The sequence below is a fragment of the Neisseria sp. P0018.S001 genome, from assembly GCF_051957355.1.
Taxonomy (GTDB): domain Bacteria; phylum Pseudomonadota; class Gammaproteobacteria; order Burkholderiales; family Neisseriaceae; genus Neisseria; species Neisseria subflava_A.
Genome location: NZ_JBQCWN010000002.1, coordinates 89467 through 111980, shown reverse-complemented (window position 1 = coordinate 111980; position 22514 = coordinate 89467). Strand labels below are relative to the sequence as shown.

Genomic DNA, 22514 nt, shown 5'->3' with positions numbered 1-22514 from the left:
TGGAATAGGTTGGAATAAAGAGGGTATTTTACTGTTTTGAGCTTGTTTTGGATAGGCTGAAGGAAGCGGCGTAGGTTATTTACCGTTCAATAGGTCTGAAAAAGGGTCGTCTTCTGAAGAAACAGTGTATTTTTCTTGTGCCCATTCGCCTAAATCAATGAGTTTACACCGTTTGCTGCAGAAAGGGCGGTAGGGGCTGTCGGTGTTCCAAACGACTTCTTTGTGGCAGGTCGGACATTTTACAACAGGAGCAGTCATGCAGTTTCTTTCAGAGTTTGTGCAATGGATTGATAGTATTGATGCAAGCGGGCAACCTTGATTTTTGCTTCTTCCATGCTATGCGCATTGTCCAATACATCGTTGGCATGAAGCAGTCTGTCAGATCGAGAAGCTTGAGTGGCCATGATTTGACGCGTTTGTTCTTCTGAAAAACCATTGCGTTGGTGTACGCGTTCGATTTGGACGGACTCCGGAACATCTACAACCAAAATGCGGTCAGTCTCCGCTTTAAATGCCGGATTCTCAATTAAAAGCGGTACATCGACAATGCCGTAGGCAGAGGAAGCAAGTTTTTGTTTCTGCTGTTGGATTTTGTTTAAGATTAACGGCAGAAGCAGATTTTCCAGTTGTTTTTTTGATTGAGGCCGTCTGAAAACTTCTTCCCGTAAAGCCATACGATTCAGACGGCCTTCACTGTCAAAAACCTCATCGCCGAAAAGTTGGCGGATGGCTGGAAGGGCTTCGCCGTTTTCAGCAGTCAGTGAACGGCTGATGGCATCGGCATCAATAATGGGTACGCCAAGCTCGGCAAACATTTGGGCAATAGATGATTTGCCGCTGCCAATACCGCCGGTCAAGCCTATCCATAATGTCATTATCGGAATCCTGATTGTATGAGCCACCATTGTACCAGTTGGGTAATAGGTGTATTGGCAACCAAAATAATCCATCCTGCCACAGCAAGGCTGGGACCAAAAGCAAAATATTGACCTTTGCCGACGCGGGCAATGAGTGCGCCCACCAGTCCGACCAAGGCAGCCATGAAGATCAGAACAGGCAAGATACCTACGCCCAGCCATGCACCGAGCGCGGCCAAAAGTTTGAAGTCGCCATTGCCCATGCCGATTTTACCGGTCAGAAGTTTATAGACGGCGCATAAAGTATAAAGGCTCATATAGCCTGCGATTGCGCCTAAAACGGCTGAATGCAGGGGAACGAATGTGTCATTCAGATTAAACAGCAGGCCGATCCAGATTAGGGGCTGAGTCAGGCTGTCGGGCAAATATTGCGTATCGGCATCGATAAAGGTCAGTGCAATCAGTATGGCAGTCAGAATTAATCCGCCAATAGTTGCCCATGACCAGCCGTATTGCCACGCGACAATACCGAATAAGACGCCTGTCAGCAGCTCAATCAGTGGATAGCGTATGCCGATAGCGGTTTTGCAGGAGTGGCATTTCCCACCCAGTAAAACATAGCTGAGGATAGGGATGTTTTGCCAAAATTTAACTGGGCTTTTGCATTTTGGGCAGCGTGAATCCGGTTTGCGCAGATTAAATGGCTGTTTTTCTTCGTCTGTCAGCTCGATGCCCAAATGCTCTTTAGAAAATTGTGTCCATTCGCGTTCCATCATTATCGGCGTGCGATAAATGACAACGTTCAGAAAGCTGCCAATCAGTAATCCCAAAATAACGGCTAAAGGAATGGCGAATGGCGCAAGAACGGAGAGGGTGTCAATGGCAGAGTAAATACTATTAAGCATATCAACCTACGACATTACCCAAGTTAAACAACGGCAGATACATGGCAATCAGCAAGATACCGATGAGCGAACCCAATACCACCATGATGATAGGCTCCATCAAGTGAGACAATCGGGAGACGGAGTTGTCTACTTCATCTTCATAGAATTCGGCTGCTTTGTTCAGCATATCGTCCAAAGAGCCTGACTCTTCGCCGATGGCCGCCATTTGGATCACCATATTGGGGAACATATCTGTACTTTGCATACTGGATGTCAGCGACAGACCTTGGGTTACCTTGGCGCGGATGTCTTGAGTGGCTTCTTCATAGAGAATATTGCCGGATGCGCCTGCAACTGAATCTAATACTTCCACCAAAGGAACGCCGGCGGCGAAGAGTGTGGAAGTCGTACGCGCCCAACGGGCGATGGTCGCTTTTCGGACAATGGTGCCAAAAACAGGCAGTCTCAAAATCAAAGCATCGATTCGTTTTTGGAAGGTAGGCGATTTTTCATGGAGTTTGTACAGGCCGAAGGCGGAAACAATCAAGAGGATGATCATAATCCAGCCGTAGTCGACGAATAAATCAGACAAGTTCATGACAAGTTGGGTGAGACGTGGCAGCTCTGCACCCATATTGGCATAAACTTCTTTAAAGGCAGGCAGTACAAACATCATCATGATGAAGATAAGAGCAATCGCCACCACGATAATGGCAATCGGGTAGGTTAGTGCGGTTTTAACTTTTTTCTTAATGGCCTGGGTTTTTTCTTTATAGACAGCCAGTTTGTCCAATAGGCTTTCCAATACGCCTCCGGACTCGCCTGCGCTGACCAGATTGCAATAGAAACGGTCGAAATATTTTGGATATTTGGAGAACGATTTACCCAATGCGCTGCCTTGTTCGACATCGGAGCGAACCTGCATTAGCATTTCAGTCATGCTCGGATTGGAGTGGCCGCGCGCAACGATTTCAAAAGCCTGCATCAGCGGTAAGCCTGCCTTCATCATTGTTGCTAGTTGGCGGGTGAACACTGTAATGTCTTCTTGGGTAATACGGCGTTTTCGTGCGGTTTTGACTTTGCTGATACGCAAAGGGCGAATGCCTCTGCGTTGGAGTTTTTTGCGTGCTTCTTCTTCGTCTTTGGCAACTACTTCACCACGGACAAGACGTTCGGTCTCGGTATTTTTTCCTTCAAATGTAAAACGCTTGCCTTTGCTTCTTGAGCCGAACAGACTTCTTTTTTGCTCTGCTTGAGCCATGAGTTATCCCTTGTTAGTAAGAAATAAAGCGGACTGTTTCCCCGTGCCGCTTTATTTTAATTTTGAAAATATGGCAGTTTAGTCATTGGTATGAGCAGTTACTTCTTCCAACGAGGTCAGACCTTGCATGACTTTCATGAGACCGGCACGACGCAAGTCTACCATGCCTTCCTGATAGGCCATGTTCATGATATCAACTTCTGTACCGTTGTTCATAATGACTTTTTGCATTTCATCGCTGACCGGCATGACTTCATAAATACCGACGCGGCCTTTAAATCCTTTACCGCGGCAGCTGTCGCAACCAACCGGGCGGTAGAGCTTCCAATCTTGAGCCAAGTCCGAATCGGTAAAGCCGGCTTTTTTCAATGCCGGAACCGGAGGGCGTTCAACTTCGCGTTTGCAGTTTGGACACAGTCTGCGCAACAGCCTTTGCGCCATAATCAGGCTGACCGAGCTGGCGATGTTGAAAGGCGCTACGCCCATGTTCAAAAGGCGGGACAGCGTGGCCGGTGCATTATTGGTATGCAGGGTTGAGAAAACCATGTGGCCGGTTTGGGCAGCTTTAATGGCGATGTCGGCGGTTTCTAAGTCACGAATCTCACCGACCATAATAATATCAGGATCTTGACGTAAGAAGGATCGGAGTGCGGCAGCAAACGTCAGGCCTTGTTTTTCATTGACGTTGACTTGGTTGACGCCCGGCAAGTTAATCTCAGCCGGGTCCTCTGCCGTTGAAATATTCACATCTTCCGTGTTCAAAATACTCAGGCAGGTATAGAGTGAAACAGTTTTGCCCGAACCTGTCGGACCGGTAACCAATACCATGCCGTAAGGGCGGTTGATGGCTTCCAACAGCATTTCTTTTTGGAAAGGCTCTAAACCGAGCTGGTCGATATTGAGCGATGTACCATCGGAATTTAGGATACGCATCACCACTTTTTCGCCAAACAATGTCGGCAAAGTGCTGACACGGAAGTCAATCGGACGGCCGTGTTTATGGAAGGCAATTTGAATTCTGCCGTCTTGCGGAATACGTTTTTCAGAAATATCCAAACGCGCCATCACTTTGATACGCGATGCCAACTGGCCGCGTACGGCGACAGGCGGCTGTACGACTTCACGCAATTGTCCGTCCACGCGGAAACGGACGCGCGCCATTTGCTCGTAGAATTCAAAGTGGATGTCCGATGCGCCAGCGTTCAGGGCATCGGATAAGGTTTTATGGATGAAGCGGGGGATAGGGCCGTCTTCAGCTTCTTCGTTATCGATATAAAGCGACTGAGATTGCTGCGTTGCTTCATGTTCGTCGTTGATTTCTTTCAGAATGGTGGTCGAACGTTGACCCAGCCATTCCAGCAATGAGCTGAGCTGGTCGTCGGGAACCACTACCAAGTCGACACTTAAACCTGAAGCAAAAGCGATTTTTTGAAAGTTTTGGATTTGGGTCGGATCAGATACGGCGAAATAAACCTTGCGTCCGCGTTTGAAAATCGGAATGCAACGGTTTTGCACCATTTGCTCTTCCGTCAGGATGTCGCTGACTACATTATTGCGTGGGTAGTAGCGCAAATCCAAAAGAGGATAGCTGAATACGCGCGCGACTAATTCTCCCAAAGCTTTAGGGGAGATGATGCCGTCTGAAAACAGGTTGGGCAGGATTTCTTTGCCCGATTGTAAAAGGTTGTTGTAATGTTCCGCTTGTTGATTTGAGATGGTCTGGCTTTGAACCAAAACACGCAATAATCCGACACTCATTTTATTTTCCGTTTCTTGTGCAGTTTTCCCTTTAATTTAGAGGAAAGCCGTATTATTTTATCATTATTAGATTAAAGCATATATTCAATTATGCAAATCTGCTTAAGTTGCAAAGACAATGCTTTTGCTTTAATTGTATTTTTATTTTGGACGGCCATTATAAAGCAAGGAGAATAGGCGTTAAACTCGATATTTTTAGATTATGATGAAAAAACAACAATTTTGTCGTATGAATCCGATCAATAACGAAATTATATTTCATGTTGTTATTGCTTGTTTGGAGATGGCAGAAAAGGTTGTTTTGATGGACAGACGGTTAGAATTTGAAATATGAAAAGGCCGTCTGAAAAGAGGAAACACATAATTTCAGACGGCCTCTGTTTTTGATTCTCTTATCCGTAAATCTTGGTTCGGATTTCAACGAGGGCATTGATTGCCAAACTGCCGTTTACAGCTTCCGGTAAATCGGACTGGGCAAACAAATTTTCTACTTCGTTAATCAAGGTTTCTGCACGCACCAACAGTTCATCGTAAGGAAAAGAGCCGCGCTTGATGGCCAGCAATTCGTCACGATTGGGACGGCGTGGACGGATTTCGCCATGAAGGGCAATATCGCGCGCGGTTTCAAGCAGGCGGAAAGTGTGCATCATATTTTTTGCATCGTAACCGTGACCGTGCGCCTGCGTGCCTTGATAGCGTGTTTCGTTGCGTTCTGCCAGCCATTGTTGATAAGAGGCATATTCGCGGCAGTAGCTGCTGTATCCGTCTTGGTTGAAGGACAGATGGGCAAGCGGTGATTCGCCTTCTGGAATGGTGCTGAGTGAAAGCGTTGAGGCTTCGGGTTTGGGTGCAATACCATGGTAGCCAAGTGTGCCGTCGGCATCGTAAAACAGCGCATAAAGTTCTCGGGCGTGGGCTATTTTGATTAAGCCTACACGCCTTTGCTCCATTCCGCGTTGTGCAAGCCAGTACTGTAACGGTACGGTTTGCCTGCCTTCTATGATGTGGCAGAAATCAAGGATGCTTTTCTTTTCAGACGGCATCGGATTGCTGATTTTTTTATTCAATCCCCGTGCTTTTTTAATTTGTCCGTAGGCATAGCCTGCAAAACTTTGCTGGCAGGTTTTGGAGATAAACCATTCGGTTTTGAACGCATCCATCAATGGCGAACGGTATCGTACACAGTCGGAAGGGGAAGCCAGCAGCTCCAGCGTGTTCGGATTGCTTTGCAGCAGCAATTTGATAAACCGTCCCAGTTCGTAATACACAATATCGTTGGTTTCATTGCTGATTTGCGGGATGTATTCCATGCCGTAAAACATGGATTTGGGCAGGTAAAACACGCCTTTGATGTCGGTATCGGACTCGGGCGTTGCCAAACCGTAGGCACGGCTGCCGGACACGGCTTCGAGCAGAATCAGGTTTTGCGTATGCAAGTCTTCGAGGGTCAGCATATTCAGACGGCCTTTTACGGATAAATGGTTGCCAAGGTGGAACGGAACAATTCGTTCAAAGGCTCGTTATCGGCAGGTTCGGCAGAAGGGGCAGACAAGGCAGAAACTTCGTTATATAGGTCAATAGTCAGCTTTTGCAGCTCTGGCGATAATGTGTGCAGATAACTTTCGTTCTGCTCCGCTTTTAATGCAACCAGATCAGTAATTTGGGTAGCACAATCTGTCTGCCACTCATTCATCAACTCAACCAAAGTCATTGGCGGAATACCGCCTTGTTTCACTGCCCAGCGTGCCGCCAATAAAGGGCGTAAGACGTAAAACCATTTCTTCAATTTAATCGGCTGCGCCAAATCCATGGCTTTCAAAGCATTGCCGGCGATACCGCGATAATGGTGCAACAACGCGGCGGCTTGGACGTATTGGGGCGCAAGTTCGTTCAGACGGCCTATGAATGCCTCATCTTGTGTATAAACAATCGGAGAACGCAACCATTCCAGCAATACGGCATTGCTTTTTCTCAATAGGCGCAAAGCCTTGCGGATGTCCCAGCCGCCTACGTCAAACCATTGGTTTTCAATAAATTCAAACGTATCTTTTGTTTCATCAATTTGCAGATAATGTTCCTGCGGACGGATATAAATGGCGCGAACATCATAATCGCTGTCGGGCGAAGCAAAGCCCCATGCGCGGCTTCCGCTCTCCGCCGCCAGCAGAAAATGCAGTGGTTCGGCAAGTGAAATTTGAGTCAGTTTTTCTTGAATAGTTTGTTTCATTACGTTTTCCTTATTTTTGCAGAAAGGCCGTCTGAAACTGAGCAATCAGGTTTCAGACGGCCTTTTAACTATTTAAATCCGATAGGACTGATTAGGCTTTGTTTTTCAGACGGCCATGCAATTCCTGTACGCTGTATACGCCCAAGTGTTCGCGGCTTTTTGCGCCTTCGCTCATGGCTTCGCCGCCGGCGATGGTGGTGTATTGCGGTACGCGTTGGGTGAGGGAGGTGCGGCGGATGCTGTGGCTGTCGGTAACAGATTGTACTGTGCTGCCGACGGTGTTGACCACCAGTGCGATTTCGCCGTTTTTAATGGCGTCCACGATGTGTGGGCGGCCTTCCTGCACTTTGTTGACCGCTTGCACGATGATGCCGTGTTCTTTCAAGTATTCGGCGGTACCGCGAGTAGCGCAGACACCGTAGCCGAGTGCTTGGAAGTTTTGTGCGGTTTTGACGATGAGCGGTTTGTCTTCGTCGCGTACGGCGAGGAACACTTTGCCTGTTGTGCTCAAGCGTTCGCCTGCGCCGAGTTGGGCTTTGAAGTAGGCTTCGCCGAAGCTTGCGCCTACGCCCATGACTTCGCCGGTAGAGCGCATTTCAGGGCCGAGAATGGTGTCCACACCCGGGAATTTGATGAATGGGAACACGGCTTCTTTAACGGCGTAGAAGTCCGGGATGACTTCTTTTTCTACGGCTTGCTCTTTCAGTGAAATGCCTGCCATCACGCGTGCGCCGACTTTTGCGAGCGGTACGCCGGTGGCTTTGGATACGAACGGTACGGTACGGCTGGCGCGTGGGTTCACTTCCAGTACGAAGACCACGCCGTCTTGTACGGCAAACTGTACGTTCATCAAGCCGACCACGCCCAGTGCGTATGCCATGGCTTTGGTTTGACGGCGGATTTCGTCTTGAATTTCTTCGTCCAATGAGTATGGAGGCAATGAGCAGCCGGAGTCGCCGGAGTGGATACCTGCTTGTTCGACGTGTTGCATGATGCCGCCGATCACGACATCTTGGCCGTCTGAAACGCAGTCTACGTCCACTTCGATGGCGTTGTTCAAGAAGAAGTCGAGCAATACGGGGCTGTCTTCGGAAACTTGTACGGCTTCGCGCATGTATTTTTGCAACTCTTCGGCAGAGTGAACAATCTGCATGGCGCGGCCGCCGAGTACGTAAGAAGGACGTACAACCAACGGATAACCGATTTCTTCGGCTTTAACGAGGGCTTCTTCTTCGTTGTGGGCGATGCGGTTGGGCGGTTGACGCAGGCCTAAGTCGTTCAATACTTTTTGGAAGCGTTCGCGGTCTTCGGCAGCGTCGATGCTGTCGGCAGATGTGCCGATGATGTTCACGCCGTTTGCCACCAAGGCATTGGCCAATTTGAGCGGGGTTTGGCCGCCGTAATGCACAATCACGCCCCATGGGTTTTCGGTGCGGACGATTTCCAATACGTCTTCCAATGTCAGCGGCTCGAAGTACAGGCGGTCGCTGGTGTCGAAGTCGGTGGATACGGTTTCAGGGTTGCAGTTGACCATGATGGTTTCAAAACCGGATTCGCGCAGGGCAAGCGCGGCGTGAACGCAGCAGTAGTCAAATTCGATACCTTGGCCGATACGGTTTGGACCACCGCCGAGAATCATCACTTTTTTACGGTCGGAAGGACGGGATTCGCATTCTTCTTCGTAAGTAGAGTAGAGGTAGGCGGTTTCGGTGGCAAACTCGGCGGCACAGGTGTCGACGCGTTTGTAAACCGGATGCAGTTTCAGCGCGTAGCGGTGTTCGCGGACTTCTTTTTCGCTTACGTTCAATAATTGTGCCAAACGTTTGTCAGAGAAGCCTTTGCGTTTCAGACGGCGTAAAGCGGCATAATCCAAGTCTTGCAACTGGCCGTCTGAAACCGATTTTTCTTCTTTCACCAAGTCTTCGATTTGTGCCAAGAACCAAGGGTCGATGGCGCAGATTTCGTGGATTTCTTCCAGCGTGAAGCCTGCACGGAACGCGTCTGCCACAAACAGCATACGCTCAGGGCCCGGGTTGGCCAGTTCGCGACGGATTTCCGCTTTATCTTCACTGCGAGGGTTGAAGCCGCACAAGCCGGTTTCCAAACCGCGCAAGGCTTTTTGGAAGCTTTCTTGAATGGTACGGCCCATCGCCATTACTTCGCCTACTGATTTCATCTGCGTGGTCAGGCGGTCGTCTGCGGCGGGGAATTTTTCAAACGCGAAACGCGGGATTTTGGTCACGACATAGTCGATGGAAGGCTCGAACGACGCAGGCGTGCGGCCGCCGGTGATGTCGTTGCGCAACTCGTCCAGCGTAAAGCCGACCGCTAGTTTCGCCGCCACCTTCGCAATCGGGAAACCCGTCGCTTTGGAAGCCAGCGCGGAAGAGCGGCTCACGCGCGGGTTCATCTCAATCACAATCATCTCGCCGTTTTCAGGGTTTACCGCAAACTGAACGTTTGAGCCGCCCGTGTCCACGCCGATTTCGCGCAATACTGCCAACGAAGCATTACGCATGATTTGGTATTCTTTGTCGGTCAATGTTTGTGCAGGCGCAACAGTGATGGAGTCGCCGGTATGCACGCCCATTGGGTCGAAGTTTTCAATCGAGCAAATGATGATGCAGTTGTCGTTTTTATCGCGTACAACTTCCATCTCGTACTCTTTCCAGCCGAGAACAGACTGCTCAATCAGCAGCTCATGCGTAGGCGACGCATCAAAACCGCGTTCGCAAATAGCCAAGAACTCATCTTTGTTGTAGGCAATACCGCCACCCGAACCGCCCATCGTGAAAGACGGACGAATCAGGGTAGGGAAGCCAACCTGTTCTTGCGCTGCCAAAGCTTCGTTCATGGTATGGCAGACAAAAGATTTCGGGCAAGACAAGCCGATTTTTTCCATCGCTTCTTTAAAGCGACCGCGGTCTTCTGCCTTGTCGATCGCGTCTTCCGTCGCACCGATCAGCTCGACGTTGTATTTCGCCAGCACGCCATTGCGCGCCAAATCCAGCGCACAGTTCAGCGCAGTCTGACCGCCCATGGTAGGCAGAATCGCGTCAGGACGCTCTTTGGCAATAATTTTTTCCACTGTCTGCCACATAATAGGCTCGATGTAGGTAACATCGGCCATTTCAGGGTCGGTCATGATCGTGGCAGGGTTGGAATTCACCAGAATGACTTTATAGCCTTCTTCACGCAAGGCTTTGCAGGCCTGTGCGCCCGAATAGTCAAATTCGCAGGCCTGACCGATAACGATAGGGCCGGCGCCGATGATAAGGATAGATTTTAGGTCGGTACGTTTGGGCATGGTTCTTCCTAGCTGGATGATTTATAAAATAAATGTTTGATGCGTAATAACCAATGATTAAATTTAGCTGCCAAAGTTTTTGTGGAGTCGTTTTCATTTAAAACAGCATAGTAAGCAGTAAAATGAAAAGTGAAATAACCAAATACACCTAAATAACCCATTATTGGAATAATTTCAGGTACTATGTTTTTAATCAGTTGAATTGTTGGAATATCTTCCAAAGATAATATTTTATTTAGAGTTGGTATCCAATTTGCAATAAAAAATATTAAAATAAAACCTGATATAATTAAATAAAAAAGTATTGTATGAATTAAAATAAATAACCGTGAAATTAATTTTATATATTTTTTGATTTTCTCAATAAGATTTATGTTGTTGCTTGTTTTTATTTCTTTTAGTTTTTTGTAATCTTCTCCTATATAAGAGCCAAACATTTCGGTAATTAACAAGAATGCCATTCCGCCCATTATTTTGACAGCAGCTCCTCCAATAAATGTATCAGGCGTAAGATATTTCCCAGTAAGCATGGGATATAGAAAAAGCATAATAAAGCAAAATAATCCAAATAGAACAATTACTATTGATGCGGAATCAAGAAATAGTAGTACTTTTCCTTTTTTAAAACAATTGTAGTATTTTAATTTAATAAATTTCATAAATTTTAGCCTCTAAGTAATATATGATAAACTGTAGCTTCATGACTCAGCACAAAATCGCCAAATCATCCGCTAAACCTACCTGAGGCATGCCTCGTTTTCAAATCTCCTGTAACCCAAAACTTAGCAAGCTGTAGCCTGCATGTAGGGCGTGTGCGGTACGCACGCACGCGTTCTCCATTTTCCTTGTAACTCCAACCCACCGCGTGCGTGCCTTGCGGCACACATCCTGCCGATGGGTTCAAAGGCCGTCTGAAAAAACGCTCGCGGCGTTTGTTCCATCTACCTTGCGATAAAGGCTACCTGAAAAATTTCTGCCGTTGATATTTCGGGCATTCTTTTTCAGACGACCTGTAACGCCTGAATCTGCTGCAACCTGCTCCCTCTCCCGTGGGAGAGGGCATTCTCCGAATTGCGGAACCTTTCCCAACACACTACCGCCCAAATACAAGCCTTGCGGCTTGTTGCCCTCTCTCTAACTCTCTCTCACGGGAGAGAGGACTAGGCGGACTGTTCGGGTTAAGGGTTCTGCAAGGAAACAGGTTGTGTAGGCTGCTTTTTGCTTTTCAGACGGCCTGCAATCAACGGCTGGAAACCCAATCTGCTTTTTAAACTGCCTGAAACCGCAAAATCTGCTGCAACCTTCTCCCTCCCCTCGTGGGGGAGGGCTGGGGAGAGGGTATTCTCCCAATTGCAGCAATCTTTCCCAACACCTAAATCTCCCAAATACAAGCCTTGCGGCTTGTCGCCCTCTCTCTAGCTCTCTCCCACGGGAGAGAGGACGGGGTGGCTGTTGGAATTAAGGGTTCTATAAGGAAAATGGGTTGAGCATACTGTTTTTTGTTTTTCAGACGGCCTTTAAAACGTCTAATCTAGGTAGCCTGCACCCTATAATTTTTAAAATCTAATCAAAATCAGCCATCTGCTACCGTGCAGGCTGCTTTTCTAATTCCTGTAACACGCGCAGGATTTCCGCGAGCACATCGTTTGTCTGCTGCAAAATTTCGTGATTCCAAAAACGCAGCACGGTAAAGCCCAGGCTGTTGAGATATGCCGTCCGCGCGTGGTCGTATGCGGCTTGTTCCGCGTGCTGCCCGCCGTCTGCTTCGATAATCAGCTTGGGCGTTACGCACATGAAATCAACAATATAATTTCCCATCGGTTGCTGGCGGCGGAATTTATAGCCGTTCAGACGACCTGCCCGCAGGTGCTGCCACAATTTTGCTTCCGCCTCGCTCATTTCTCGACGCATGGCTTTGGCGCGTTGGCGCAGGGCGGGGTTGTCGGCGGTCAATAGTTTTTCGGGCGTACTCATTTTTGTTGTCGGGTTGCTGTTTGTGCAAGCCTTGCGGCTTGTTGCCCTCTCTCTAACTCTCTCCCAGGGGAGAGGGGATGGGGTTGCTGATTGAATTAAATGTTGCGGCAAGACAATCTTTTTTTAGACGACCTTTTGCGTTTTTATGTTGCACAGGCCGTCTGAAAACTTCCTTAAAAACTAGTGACAAATGTAATCAAACCTAAAATGATACCCGGGGCGTTTGCCAGCATGACGGGGTAGTCGCGTTTTTCTTTTAAAAAGCCGTAGGCAACCCATAATGTGCAGTTGATGGCGGCGACGAGGGGTTGCAATGGCGAGCCGGGGTTGCCGGCGAGGTTGTTTTGGATTTGTGGGATATAGGAAACGTACATACCGACGGCGGTCAGGGTGGCTACGACGGAAAGAATGCGCATTTGCTTTTCTGTCATGGGTTTTCCTTTCTGATTAGAGGGTTGGATTTCAGACTGTGTAGATGTTGAGAGTGTGCCTGAATTTATATTTTTGAAGTTTGGTTTTCAGACGGCCTGTTGTTGAGTTGAGTGTGGCCGTCTGAAAAAATCAGCTTTATTGTTTTGCTGCTTTGATATTGTCAATGAATTTGTCGAACAGATAACCGACATCTTGCGGGCCTGGGCTGGCTTCGGGGTGGCCTTGGAAGCAGAATACGGGTTTGTCGGTCAGCTCGATGCCTTGCAAGGTATTGTCAAACAAGGATTTGTGGGTAATGCGTGCGTTGGTAGGCAAAGTGTCGGCATCGACGGCGAAACCGTGGTTTTGACTGGTGATGACGACTTTGCCGCTGTCCAAATCTTGTACAGGGTGGTTGGCACCGTGATGGCTGAAGCGCATTTTCAGGGTTTTTGCGCCGATGGCGAGGCTGATGAGCTGGTGTCCCAAGCAAATGCCGAAAATCGGTTTGCCGCTTTCCATCAGTTTTTGTACGGCTTTGATGGCGTAGTCGCAAGGCTCGGGATCGCCGGGGCCGTTGGACAGGAATACGCCGTCAGGATTGAGTGCCAAGACGTCTTCCGCGCTAGTTTGAGCAGGAACGACGGTCAGGCGGCAGCCGCGTGAGGCGAGCATGCGCAGGATGTTGGTTTTAACGCCGAAATCGTAGGCGACAACGTGGTAAGGCTGTTCGGAAGGGGTAACGAAACCTTTGCCTAATTCCCATTCGCCTTCGGTCCATTCGTAAGTTTCTGTGCAGGAAACTTCTTTTGCCAAATCTTTGCCGACCATGCTGCCGAATGCGGCGATGAGTTCTTGTGCTTTTTCAACGGTAGCATCTGCACCGGTCAAGATTGCACCGCCTTGTGAGCCTTTTTCACGCAACAGGGTGGTCAGGCGGCGGGTATCGATATCGGCTATGGCGACGGTTTGGTTGCGCACCAAATAGTCGTGCAGGCTTTCGGATGCGCGGAAGTTGCTGTGCAAGAGCGGTAGGTCACGGATAATCAAACCGGCGGCGTAAACGCTGCGGCTTTCTTCATCTTCGGCGTTGGTGCCGGTGTTACCGATGTGTGGATAGGTGAGGGTAACGATTTGTTTGCAGTAGGAAGGGTCGGTCAGGATTTCCTGATAGCCGGTCATGGAAGTGTTGAACACGACTTCGCCGGAAGTCGAACCTTCGTAACCGATTGATGTGCCGTGAAATACGCTGCCGTCAGCGAGAACGAGAAGAGCCGGAGTGGTCATGATGGAATCCTGTTTGCCTGATGATGGTCGGTTCGAAAAAAATGGGTCAGGCCGTCTGAAAAATAAAAATTGTTTACAAAAAAGACAGCCTTCGGAAATCTCGGCTAAAAAAAAACACGCTCCGCAGCTTTGATTTTGCTGTGTAACGTGCTTTTTCAGACATAGCGGTCTATGCCGTAGAAGCAGTGTATTTTAAGTCAAAGTAATAGGAATTTCAAGCGTAGAGCCAATAATCGATAATTTAAAAACGTTTTATCTTTACGGTACAGTCCCTTGCTTTTGGAATGCCTGATGAATAAGGTTGAACTAAATATTCAGTCAGGCCGTCTTAAAACTGAGCAGGCGGATTGTTTCATTTTTGTTGTGCTTGAAATGCGCGCTTAGGGAAATTCAGCCGAATCAAACATGAAACAGGCTGTTTATGCTAAAATCGTAGCCCCATAAAAAATAAAAACAACGTCATTTTTAACTGAGATTATCCGATGAAAAAAGAACACATTATGCAAAACGCTCCATCAGGCCGCCATCGCCTCATTCATGCAAGCATCGCTTCCGCTTTAGCCCTCATTAGCTTTTCCGTTCAGGCAAATCCCCAGCAATCTAAAGAAAAGAATGGTTTTGCCGAAATTCCGTTTTATCTGAAAAACGTAAACGAGCCTATTGGCCAGCCCAGAGTCAAACACAATATTATGTTTTTGATTGATGACTCGGGCAGTATGTTGGCTGATGCTAAGGGTGAATATCATGTAGATGATAAGAATAGAAAAATCAATATTGCAAAATCGGCATTAAAGAAGATTTTGGAGCGGTATAAAGATCAGTTTAACTGGGGCTTGCAGACTTTACATAATAATCCTCGGTATTGGAAATGGGATGAGGAAAAAAGGAAAAAGGATAATGCTCTTTACGCATATGCAGAATTGTCTAGCCCCGACGATGACAAAGGCGATATGAAGGATTCTGATGGCTTTACGGATGGTTCTGCCGGTCGAAACTGGGAATATGTCAGGAAAAAGGTAGACGAGATGTTGGCTTACCAAGCTACGCCGACAACGCGCCGTTATTATGAAGTTGTCAAAAATTTCGTTATTCCAAATATTAAATACCGTTGTCAAAAATCCTATGTTGTCGTGGTTTCTGATGGCGATGCCAATATGAGTTGTAGCAATCAGGCCTCTGGAGAAGACCCACGTAAATCTCCCAATACTAACTTCAATTATGACCGAAAATATTATTATTCAAACTATTACCGTGCTATTGATCGTAGCTCGGATGAGGTCTATGAATATTTTGGGCCGTCTGAAGTAAAAGCTTATGAAAATAAACATGGGCAAGGTAAGGAATTTTCAGGAATCGGCCTTAAAGGTGAAGTATATTTTGATCTGCCAAATTATGATCCGAGATTGGATACTCCTGAAGGGAAGAAAAAGTTTCAATGCCAATATACTGATTATGCAAAAGATGATGATTCAGGGGATTGGGTGCTTTTAGGTGAAAAAGATGGTAAACGAGAAGTCAAAGGCATTGGCGAAATTATTGTTCCTTATTGGGATAGGAACTATGAGGATGAAAAACGCGGTATGCGTTTCTTTAGCCAGACTTTGGCAGAAAAAGATATTAAACCTGCGATTAAGTCAGAAAATCGTCTAGATGCTGCGATTAAGCCAGAGGATCGTCGAGATGCTGCAGGCAAGAGCTGGGATGGTGATCCAAGCGATCCTAAGGGCGTAGATTATAGCAAGCAATTGGTTCAGACTTTTACCGTGGGCTTTGGTGAGGGAATCTCTAAAGTCGGGAGAGATTATCTGGAAAAGGGTGCCAGTCGCCCAGACTGGTATTTTAATGCCGCAAAACCTGAAAAGTTGCTTGAGGCCTTTAAAACCATTATCGACAATATTGAAACTGACAGCAAAATAATGAAATTTGAAGGGGCAGCTTCAACTGCGCCGGTGACGACCAGTACAGGTATTCCCAATATGGCTGCAACGGTTCATTTGAATACCGGCTCTTGGAGCAGTCAGTTGCGGTTTTATAAATTAAACCGCAATGGTACGCCTATCAATACGACAGAGTTTGACCAGCCATCATTTAATAACCGCCTCACTTTGGTTAATGATGGCAGGAAAACCTATTTCATCGATAGCGTTGCAGATAATGAGGCTGAAAATTCTGATTTTGGCATTTCAGACGGCAGTGCAGAAGATAAGTTGGAATGGAAAAATGCATTGCTGAAATGGACTGGCCGAGTAGGTACTGATGAAGCCATTAAAGCGGATGCAGGAGCAAAAGATTATAGCCAGTCTTATCGTGTCCGTCCGACTGACCCTAATGATCCAAATAAAGATGAACGTAATTTGGGCGATATTTTAGACGGTTCGGTTGCAGCTATTGGGAATAAGGATAAAGGCCGTCAAGAGTTTTTGGTCGCCGCTGCCAATGATGGCATGGTACATATTTTCCGTCGTAATGATACGTCAAGCAATCCTTATGACCTGAAACTCAGCTATATCCCGGCAAGCATGGAGCGCGAGGACGAGAAAGGTCAAGCGACAACTTTGGGTAAAGTCCTGAAGGATATTGCTCGTGAGGGCTATGGTTCCACAAAAGGACAACCACACCGCTATATGGTCAATGGTGGTTTTGTTCTCCGTCAAACGCCTGATAAGAAGCAAACCTTTATGTTTGGTGCGATGGGTCAGGGTGGACGCGGTGCGTATGCGTTGAATATTGGTGCAGTGGCTGACAGTGTTCGTAGTAGTAGTTGGAATACGACTGTACCTTTGTTTGAAACTGCAAAAGGCACTGGCAATAAGCTGGGTTATACCATTGGTTCGACACAAATCGGCCGTGTTTCCATCAAGCGCGATACTACTCCGGTTAATCTGGAATCGAATGTGCGTTATGCGGGCTTTTTGGCCAGCGGTTATCGTACTGAAGACGTGAATAGTGAGGATAATGACACGGCTTTATATGTCTATGATATGACAGGGAAAGAGGCAGGGACGAAAAATACTGGCACTAATGTTTCTTTTTCTAAAGAAGCCGGCAAGCTCTTGCGCAGAATTCCTGTTCACAATGGCAAAGGGGGCCTCTCTACCCCCACTTTGGTAGACACCGATTTTGACGGTATTGTCGATATTGCTTATGCAGGTGACCGTTACGGTAATATGTTCCGCTTCGACTTGAGTGGTGAAACACCGTCTGAATGGTCGGCACAAATGATTTTCCAAGGCTCGGGTAATCAACCGATTACGTCTGCGCCTGCGGTCTCCCGTCGCGGTAAAGACAAGTATGTCGTTATTTTTGGTACGGGTAGCGAGATTTATCAGAATGAACTAGAAGGTACCAACGGACAAATCAATGCCGTTTATGGTATTTACGACGATGTGTCTACTGATGAATCTAAAAAAGCGGTTTTGGCAAACAGCAGTGAGTTGGAACAGCAAACCAGAGAAAGTGACGGCGAACACATTTATGTCAGCAATAATAAGGTTGGTGAAGGCAAAAAAGGCTGGAGTCTGACTTTAGGTCCGAATGAACGTGTGACTGTCAAACCGACGATGATTTTGCGTACAGCTGTTCTGACCATCCGTAAGTATGAAACCAAAACAATTCATCCCGATTCTTCCGGTACCGATGTTTGTTTGCCGGACAGTAAGTCCGAACAAACGACTGCGAAAACGATTATTCTGGGCGTAAATGCCGAAAACGGCGGACGTTTAGGCTTGCGTGATGCGCGTATCTCCAGTAAGGATAAGGATCGCACATTTTTCAAACGTGAAAATAATGGTCAGATTTATTACGCCAACGGTATGACTTTTGATGGCGTTATCAATTTTACTTATCTGAATTCCAGCAAAGCCGACGATTCTCCGGTAACTGCCGATGGCGATAGCGGCGGCACGGGTACGGATAAGGAGCTGAACGCTACGCCGAGCGTGCCAAACAATAAATGTTTCGCAACCAAGGGTGATCGCAGTCTCTTGTCTAACCAACTGGTCAGCCTGAAAGTAGAAGGCCGTACATGCGGACTCAAACGCATCAGCTGGCGTGAATTGTTCTTTTAATTGGTAAGGCTTAAGCATCGAGGCCGTCTGAATTTTTTCAGACGGCCTTTTCTGTTGAGTAGTAGTAATTCAAAAATGTTGGATTGGTGGATAGAAAAGCTTGTTTGAGGGCAAAACAAGCTTTGATCAAATTGAAAGCTTGGATAGAGCTAAACGACAGATTTGGACTATTCTTTTTTTAAATTTCTACCATTTGGCTGATAAGTTAAAAGGCCGTCTGAAAAGTATCTTTTCAGACGGCCTTTGATTTAAAGAGAACGAGTCAAGGAGCGCATTGTTAGATGCTGTTTTTAATGATTTTCCGCAGGGTGGAGAGTTGCCGGCGGCTGACGGGCAACGGGGTCGGAATATCGAGAATTTTAGCGCTCCACGTGGATGCGGATTCATCGTTTTCGTCATCGTCCAGTCGAATCAGACTGTCTAGGGTGTGGCGGAAGACGAGGGCATTGCGGTGGATGCGGATGACTTTATCGCCCAGCAATTCTTCCCAGTAAACCAATGTTTTCGGTAATTCGTAGCTTTGGCCGTCACCGGTAAACAGATAGACGGTTTTGTGTTCCGCCATCAGGTAGCGCGCCTGTTGCCATGGGATTTCAACCATGCGTTCGCGGTTGTACACTTTGAAATGGGTGAAACTGTCTGCTTTTTCGCGGTTTTTCTCGATGATGCGGTCAAGCGCGGTTTGCAGGCGGGTCATTTTGATTGGTTTGAGCAGATAGTCTGCGGCAGCCAGCTCAAACGCGCGCAGGGCGTGTTCTTCGTAGGCTGTGGTGAATACAATTTCCGGCTGGCGTTTGGCGGTACGCTTAATGCGTTCGACAAACTCGAGACCGTCGATTTCCGGCATGCCGATGTCGGCAAAGACGATGTCGACTTCGTGGACGCTCAGCCACTCCAATGCTGGCATGGCATGGTGAAAGACGTTGAGCAGTACGACATTGCACTCTTCCAATAATACACGTAAGCGTTCTGCTGCTAATACTTCGTCTTCTACAATAATGGCACTTGGCATAGCGGTATTCTTTTTGTTGTATCGTGGGAGAACTGCCGCGCTTTATCGTCCTTAATAACGCGTCAGCCGTATGTTGTTGTAAGCTTGAAATTATCAGTTTGTGACAATTTTAGGAAATTTTTAAAATATACATGATTTTTCGCTTCTTGGGCATGGTTTGGGATGAATCGGAAGATTACTTACATAATTTTATGAAATATTGTAATACCTAGAGTAATTTTGTTGTAATCATGCTAATTCAGTCCGTGATAATGGACGATTTTGGGATTTTGTCCATTTGCCAGTGCACCACCGCCCAATCGAGCAATTCTTGAGGACGGTTCACTGTAGGTGCATCGGGTAGGTTGAGGTAGGTTAGGACTTGGCGGAGAAGCTGTTCTTTTTGATTCAAATCCAAAGCCGGAGCAAGGGTTTGTTTCGACCATTTTTGCCCTTGGTTGTTGGTCAGTAGGGGAAGGTGGGCGTAGGCCGGGGTGGGAACGCCTAGGCATTGTTGCAGATAGATTTGGCGCGGCGTGGAAACGAGCAAGTCCTGACCGCGGACAATATGGGTTATTCCTTGATCGGCATCGTCGGCAACCACTGCAAGCTGATATGCCCAATAGCCGTCGGCACGAAGCAGGACAAAATCGCCGATGTCGTGTACCAGATTTTGTGCGTAATATCCGACAATGCCGTCTGAAAAACCGATTACGCGATCGGGAACTTGAATGCGCCATGCCGGAGTTTTGTTTTGCGTGTCGGGTCTTTGCTGAGGATTGCGGCAACGGCCGTTATATACAAATCCGTCTGCGCCATGTGTTGCCGCCGCCTGCCAGTCTTTTCGGCTGCAATAGCAGGGATACACCAGCCCGGCCGCTTTGAGGCGGTCGAGGGTGTCTTGATACAGGTCGTAACGGCGGCTTTGATAGGCGACTTCGCCATCCCACTCAAAACCGAAAGCTTCGAGCGTGCGCAAAATATCGGCAGCGGCGCCGGGCATTTCGCGCGGTGGGTCAAGGTCTTCAATGCGGACCAGCCATTTGCCCTGATGAGCGCGCGCGTCGGCATAGGAGGCGACGGCAGTCAGTAGGGAGCCGACATGAAGCAGGCCGGTAGGGCTGGGGGCGAAACGTCCTATATACATGGCAGGGTGGTTTTGTAGGGCAGGGGCAGTATGCCTGCACGGTATTCAAATCGTGATAGAAAAGGGCGTGCCGTACACGCCCGAATTTGGGTTTCAGACGGCCTGAGACTTTTCAAAATGATTTAAGTTTCTCGGCCGTCCGTTCAATCCGCTTAAGCCAAGGGAGCAAGCAGTTTGGCGAAAGCGTCTTCAAATTGTTTCAAACCGTCTTCCTGCAAACGCGTTGCCAAAGTTTCGACATCAATGCCGAGTTTGGCGGTTTCGGCAAGCTGCGCTTGGGCTTCGTCCACACCTTCGGTCAAAGTGGCTTTAGCGGTACCGTGGTCGATAAAGGCTTTGAGTGTGGCATCGGGAACGGTGTTGACGGTATGGGCGCCAATCAGGCTGTCAACGTACAAAGTGTCAGGATAGGCAGGGTTTTTCACGCCGGTAGATGCCCACAGAAGTTGGACGCGGTTGGCACCTTTTTCGGCAAGTGCGGCAAATTCGTTGCTGCCGAAGTATTGCGCCCAATCTTGATAGGCGGCTTTGGCCAGTGCAATGGCGATTTTGCCTTTGAGGTGGTCGGGCAGGGTAGCGTCCAATGCGGCATCGACACGGGAAATAAAGAAGCTGGCGACAACTTGGATATGGGAAACGTCGTGTCCTGCTTCCAAACGTTTGGCAATGCCGCGCGTGTAGGCCGCATAGGCTTTGAGGGTTTGGGCGCGGGAGAAAAGCAGAGTCAGGTTGACGCTGATGCCGTCTGAAACAAGGGTTTCGAGTGCTTCGATGCCTTCGTCGGTTGCCGGTACTTTAATCATGGCATTTTTGCGGCCGATGGCGGCGTGCAGGCGGCGCGCTTCTTCAACCGTGCCTTGTGCGTCTTTCGATAATTCAGGTGAAACTTCGAGGCTGACGAAGCCGGTTTTACCGCCGGTGGATTCGTGTTCTTCAAGGCACACGTCGCAAGCGGCTTGCACATCAGCAACCGCCATGGTTTCGTAGCGTTGTTTCGGGGTCAGGTCCTGCTGTTTGAGCGCGGCTACTTCATCGGCGTACAGGGCATCTCCGGCAAAGGCTTTTTGGAAAATGGCAGGATTGGAAGTTACGCCACATACACCTTGCTTCAGCATTTCTGCCAATTCGCCGCTTTGTACCAGCGAACGTGAGAGATTGTCCAACCAGATTTGTTGTCCTAATGCTTTAACGTCCGATAAAATAGTCATCTCTGATTCCTTTTACATAATAGGTTTGTTTGTGAAGTGGTGGTAATGCTACGCCGATTCGATGAATTTGAACAGTTTACGGCTGATTAAGTTGGGCAAAACAAACCTAAATTCAAGCACGAAAGGTAGCTTTGATGGCGGAAAACACACTTTATCTCGACTGGGCGCGCGATGTATTAGATACGGAAGCCGAAGGTTTGCGTGAAATTGCGGCGGCTTTGGATCATGATTTTGTCCGTGCGGCGGAAGCGTTGTTGCACTGCAAGGGCAGGGTCGTCATTACCGGCATGGGCAAGTCCGGACACATCGGCCGCAAAATGGCGGCAACCATGGCTTCTACCGGCACACCTGCGTTTTTCGTCCATCCTGCCGAAGCGGCGCACGGCGATTTGGGCATGATTGTGGACCACGATGTCGTGGTTGCCATTTCCAATTCCGGCGAAAGTGATGAAATTGCGGCGATTATTCCGGCGTTGAAACGTAAAAACATCACGCTTATTTGTATCACTGCCCATCCGACTTCGACCATGGCGCGTCATGCCGATATCCATATTACCGCGGCGGTTTCCAAAGAAGCCTGCCCGCTCGGCCTTGCGCCGACTTCCAGTACGACCGCCGTGATGGCGTTGGGTGATGCGCTGGCAGTGGTATTGCTGCAGGCGCGTGCGTTTACGCCGGATGATTTTGCTTTAAGCCATCCAGCCGGCAGCTTGGGCAAACGCCTGTTGCTGCGCGTGGCGGATATCATGCACAAAGAAGAAGCTCTGCCTGCCGTTTTGTTGGGCACGCCGTTGAAAGAGGCCATTGTCCGCATGAGTGAAAAAGGCTTGGGTATGTTGGCGGTAACCGATGCCGAAGGCCGTCTGAAAGGCGTATTTACCGATGGCGATTTGCGCCGTCTGTTTCAAGAACGCGACAGCTTTGCCGGGTTGAAAGTGGACGACATCATGCACGCTTCGCCGAAAACCATTTCAGCCGACCGCCTTGCCACTGAAGCTTTGAAAGCCATGCAAAGCGGCCATGTGAACGGTTTGCTGGTGGTCGAAGAAAACGGCGTACTGATTGGCGCACTGAACATGCACGATTTATTGATGGCACGAATTGTCTGAAACGACGGCAAAAACGTTTTCAG

At 48.1% G+C, this 22514-nt stretch carries 18 protein-coding genes; 2 read left to right on the top strand and 16 right to left on the bottom strand.

The window, feature by feature from the left end; genetic code table 11:
* Nucleotides 1–75: 75 nt before the first annotated feature.
* The 13 genes from yacG to carA form a co-directional block, all read right to left on the bottom strand.
* On the bottom strand, nt 76–258 hold the full coding sequence (gene yacG, locus ACTHTJ_RS01985; RefSeq protein ID WP_070459526.1) for a DNA gyrase inhibitor YacG: 183 nt from the start codon (nt 256–258) through the stop codon (nt 76–78).
* The gene (coaE, locus tag ACTHTJ_RS01980; protein ID WP_070585164.1) at nt 255–875 is read right to left on the bottom strand and encodes a dephospho-CoA kinase; all 621 of its coding nucleotides are present in this window, start codon (nt 873–875) and stop codon (nt 255–257) included. Before coaE ends, yacG begins: the two co-directional genes overlap by 4 nt.
* A complete protein-coding gene (locus ACTHTJ_RS01975; RefSeq protein WP_070585163.1) occupies nt 875–1762 on the bottom strand; it encodes a prepilin peptidase in 888 nt (295 codons plus the stop codon). Before ACTHTJ_RS01975 ends, coaE begins: the two co-directional genes overlap by 1 nt.
* Before the next feature lies 1 nt (nt 1763).
* Nucleotides 1764–3005: a type II secretion system F family protein gene (locus ACTHTJ_RS01970; protein WP_070585161.1), complete on the bottom strand. Its 1242-nt coding sequence runs from the start codon at nt 3003–3005 to the stop codon at nt 1764–1766.
* Between the two features lie 78 nt (nt 3006–3083).
* Complete coding sequence (gene pilB / locus ACTHTJ_RS01965) at nt 3084–4763, bottom strand: type IV-A pilus assembly ATPase PilB (protein ID WP_293203799.1); 1680 nt, start codon at nt 4761–4763, stop codon at nt 3084–3086.
* A 392-nt stretch (nt 4764–5155) separates the two neighbouring features.
* Nucleotides 5156–6217: a nucleotidyltransferase domain-containing protein gene (locus ACTHTJ_RS01960; protein ID WP_070585157.1), complete on the bottom strand. Its 1062-nt coding sequence runs from the start codon at nt 6215–6217 to the stop codon at nt 5156–5158.
* A gap of 14 nt (nt 6218–6231) precedes the next feature.
* Entirely contained in the window at nt 6232–6990 is a 759-nt protein-coding gene (locus ACTHTJ_RS01955) for a nucleotidyltransferase domain-containing protein (protein ID WP_070585155.1), read from the bottom strand.
* Nucleotides 6991–7081: 91 nt separating this feature from the next.
* A complete protein-coding gene (carB, locus tag ACTHTJ_RS01950) occupies nt 7082–10297 on the bottom strand; it encodes a carbamoyl-phosphate synthase large subunit (RefSeq protein ID WP_070585153.1) in 3216 nt (1071 codons plus the stop codon).
* Between the two features lie 8 nt (nt 10298–10305).
* Entirely contained in the window at nt 10306–10956 is a 651-nt protein-coding gene (locus ACTHTJ_RS01945) for a hypothetical protein (RefSeq protein ID WP_070585150.1), read from the bottom strand.
* Nucleotides 10957–11079: 123 nt separating this feature from the next.
* Entirely contained in the window at nt 11080–11238 is a 159-nt protein-coding gene (locus ACTHTJ_RS01940) for a hypothetical protein (RefSeq protein ID WP_168162034.1), read from the bottom strand.
* A 643-nt stretch (nt 11239–11881) separates the two neighbouring features.
* Complete coding sequence (locus tag ACTHTJ_RS01935) at nt 11882–12271, bottom strand: endonuclease domain-containing protein (RefSeq protein WP_070585148.1); 390 nt, start codon at nt 12269–12271, stop codon at nt 11882–11884.
* A gap of 173 nt (nt 12272–12444) precedes the next feature.
* Nucleotides 12445–12702 carry a SemiSWEET family transporter gene (locus tag ACTHTJ_RS01930; protein WP_049331825.1) on the bottom strand — a complete coding sequence of 86 codons (258 nt, stop codon included), beginning with the start codon at nt 12700–12702 and terminating at the stop codon, nt 12445–12447.
* A gap of 136 nt (nt 12703–12838) precedes the next feature.
* Nucleotides 12839–13969, bottom strand: a complete 1131-nt coding sequence (carA, locus tag ACTHTJ_RS01925; RefSeq protein ID WP_070585147.1) for a glutamine-hydrolyzing carbamoyl-phosphate synthase small subunit — start codon at nt 13967–13969, stop codon at nt 12839–12841.
* Nucleotides 13970–14451: 482 nt separating this feature from the next.
* On the opposite strand from carA, the gene pilC reads away from it, so the two are divergent.
* Entirely contained in the window at nt 14452–18036 is a 3585-nt protein-coding gene (gene pilC, locus ACTHTJ_RS01920) for a PilC family type IV pilus tip adhesin (RefSeq protein WP_440360822.1), read from the top strand.
* 277 nt (nt 18037–18313) lie between these two features.
* Here pilC and ACTHTJ_RS01915 read toward each other — a convergent pair whose 3' ends face one another.
* The 3 genes from ACTHTJ_RS01915 to tal all read right to left on the bottom strand — a co-directional run bounded on the left by ACTHTJ_RS01915 (nt 18314) and on the right by tal (nt 21382).
* Nucleotides 18314–19048 (bottom strand): LytR/AlgR family response regulator transcription factor, encoded by a 735-nt coding sequence (locus ACTHTJ_RS01915; RefSeq protein ID WP_070459495.1) that lies wholly within the window; start codon nt 19046–19048, stop codon nt 18314–18316.
* A gap of 238 nt (nt 19049–19286) precedes the next feature.
* The gene (gene gluQRS, locus ACTHTJ_RS01910) at nt 19287–20174 is read right to left on the bottom strand and encodes a tRNA glutamyl-Q(34) synthetase GluQRS (RefSeq protein WP_070712129.1); all 888 of its coding nucleotides are present in this window, start codon (nt 20172–20174) and stop codon (nt 19287–19289) included.
* 152 nt (nt 20175–20326) lie between these two features.
* A complete protein-coding gene (gene tal / locus ACTHTJ_RS01905) occupies nt 20327–21382 on the bottom strand; it encodes a transaldolase (protein ID WP_440360823.1) in 1056 nt (351 codons plus the stop codon).
* A gap of 134 nt (nt 21383–21516) precedes the next feature.
* Between tal and ACTHTJ_RS01900 the strand changes: the two genes are divergently transcribed.
* On the top strand, nt 21517–22491 hold the full coding sequence (locus ACTHTJ_RS01900) for a KpsF/GutQ family sugar-phosphate isomerase (RefSeq protein ID WP_107723725.1): 975 nt from the start codon (nt 21517–21519) through the stop codon (nt 22489–22491).
* Nucleotides 22492–22514 lie beyond the last annotated feature (23 nt).

Bases quoted from the DNA above. Each gene is read 5' to 3' on its own strand.
- yacG (WP_070459526.1), bottom strand. From the start codon at position 258: ATGACTGCTCCTGTTGTAAAATGTCCGACCTGCCACAAAGAAGTCGTT.
- coaE (WP_070585164.1), bottom strand. From the start codon at position 875: ATGACATTATGGATAGGCTTGACCGGCGGTATTGGCAGCGGCAAATCA.
- ACTHTJ_RS01975 (WP_070585163.1), bottom strand. From the start codon at position 1,762: ATGCTTAATAGTATTTACTCTGCCATTGACACCCTCTCCGTTCTTGCG.
- ACTHTJ_RS01970 (WP_070585161.1), bottom strand. From the start codon at position 3,005: ATGGCTCAAGCAGAGCAAAAAAGAAGTCTGTTCGGCTCAAGAAGCAAA.
- pilB (WP_293203799.1), bottom strand. From the start codon at position 4,763: ATGAGTGTCGGATTATTGCGTGTTTTGGTTCAAAGCCAGACCATCTCA.
- ACTHTJ_RS01960 (WP_070585157.1), bottom strand. From the start codon at position 6,217: ATGCTGACCCTCGAAGACTTGCATACGCAAAACCTGATTCTGCTCGAA.
- ACTHTJ_RS01955 (WP_070585155.1), bottom strand. From the start codon at position 6,990: ATGAAACAAACTATTCAAGAAAAACTGACTCAAATTTCACTTGCCGAA.
- carB (WP_070585153.1), bottom strand. From the start codon at position 10,297: ATGCCCAAACGTACCGACCTAAAATCTATCCTTATCATCGGCGCCGGC.
- ACTHTJ_RS01945 (WP_070585150.1), bottom strand. From the start codon at position 10,956: ATGAAATTTATTAAATTAAAATACTACAATTGTTTTAAAAAAGGAAAA.
- ACTHTJ_RS01940 (WP_168162034.1), bottom strand. From the start codon at position 11,238: ATGGAACAAACGCCGCGAGCGTTTTTTCAGACGGCCTTTGAACCCATC.
- ACTHTJ_RS01935 (WP_070585148.1), bottom strand. From the start codon at position 12,271: ATGAGTACGCCCGAAAAACTATTGACCGCCGACAACCCCGCCCTGCGC.
- ACTHTJ_RS01930 (WP_049331825.1), bottom strand. From the start codon at position 12,702: ATGACAGAAAAGCAAATGCGCATTCTTTCCGTCGTAGCCACCCTGACC.
- carA (WP_070585147.1), bottom strand. From the start codon at position 13,969: ATGACCACTCCGGCTCTTCTCGTTCTCGCTGACGGCAGCGTATTTCAC.
- pilC (WP_440360822.1), top strand. From the start codon at position 14,452: ATGAAAAAAGAACACATTATGCAAAACGCTCCATCAGGCCGCCATCGC.
- ACTHTJ_RS01915 (WP_070459495.1), bottom strand. From the start codon at position 19,048: ATGCCAAGTGCCATTATTGTAGAAGACGAAGTATTAGCAGCAGAACGC.
- gluQRS (WP_070712129.1), bottom strand. From the start codon at position 20,174: ATGTATATAGGACGTTTCGCCCCCAGCCCTACCGGCCTGCTTCATGTC.
- tal (WP_440360823.1), bottom strand. From the start codon at position 21,382: ATGACTATTTTATCGGACGTTAAAGCATTAGGACAACAAATCTGGTTG.
- ACTHTJ_RS01900 (WP_107723725.1), top strand. From the start codon at position 21,517: ATGGCGGAAAACACACTTTATCTCGACTGGGCGCGCGATGTATTAGAT.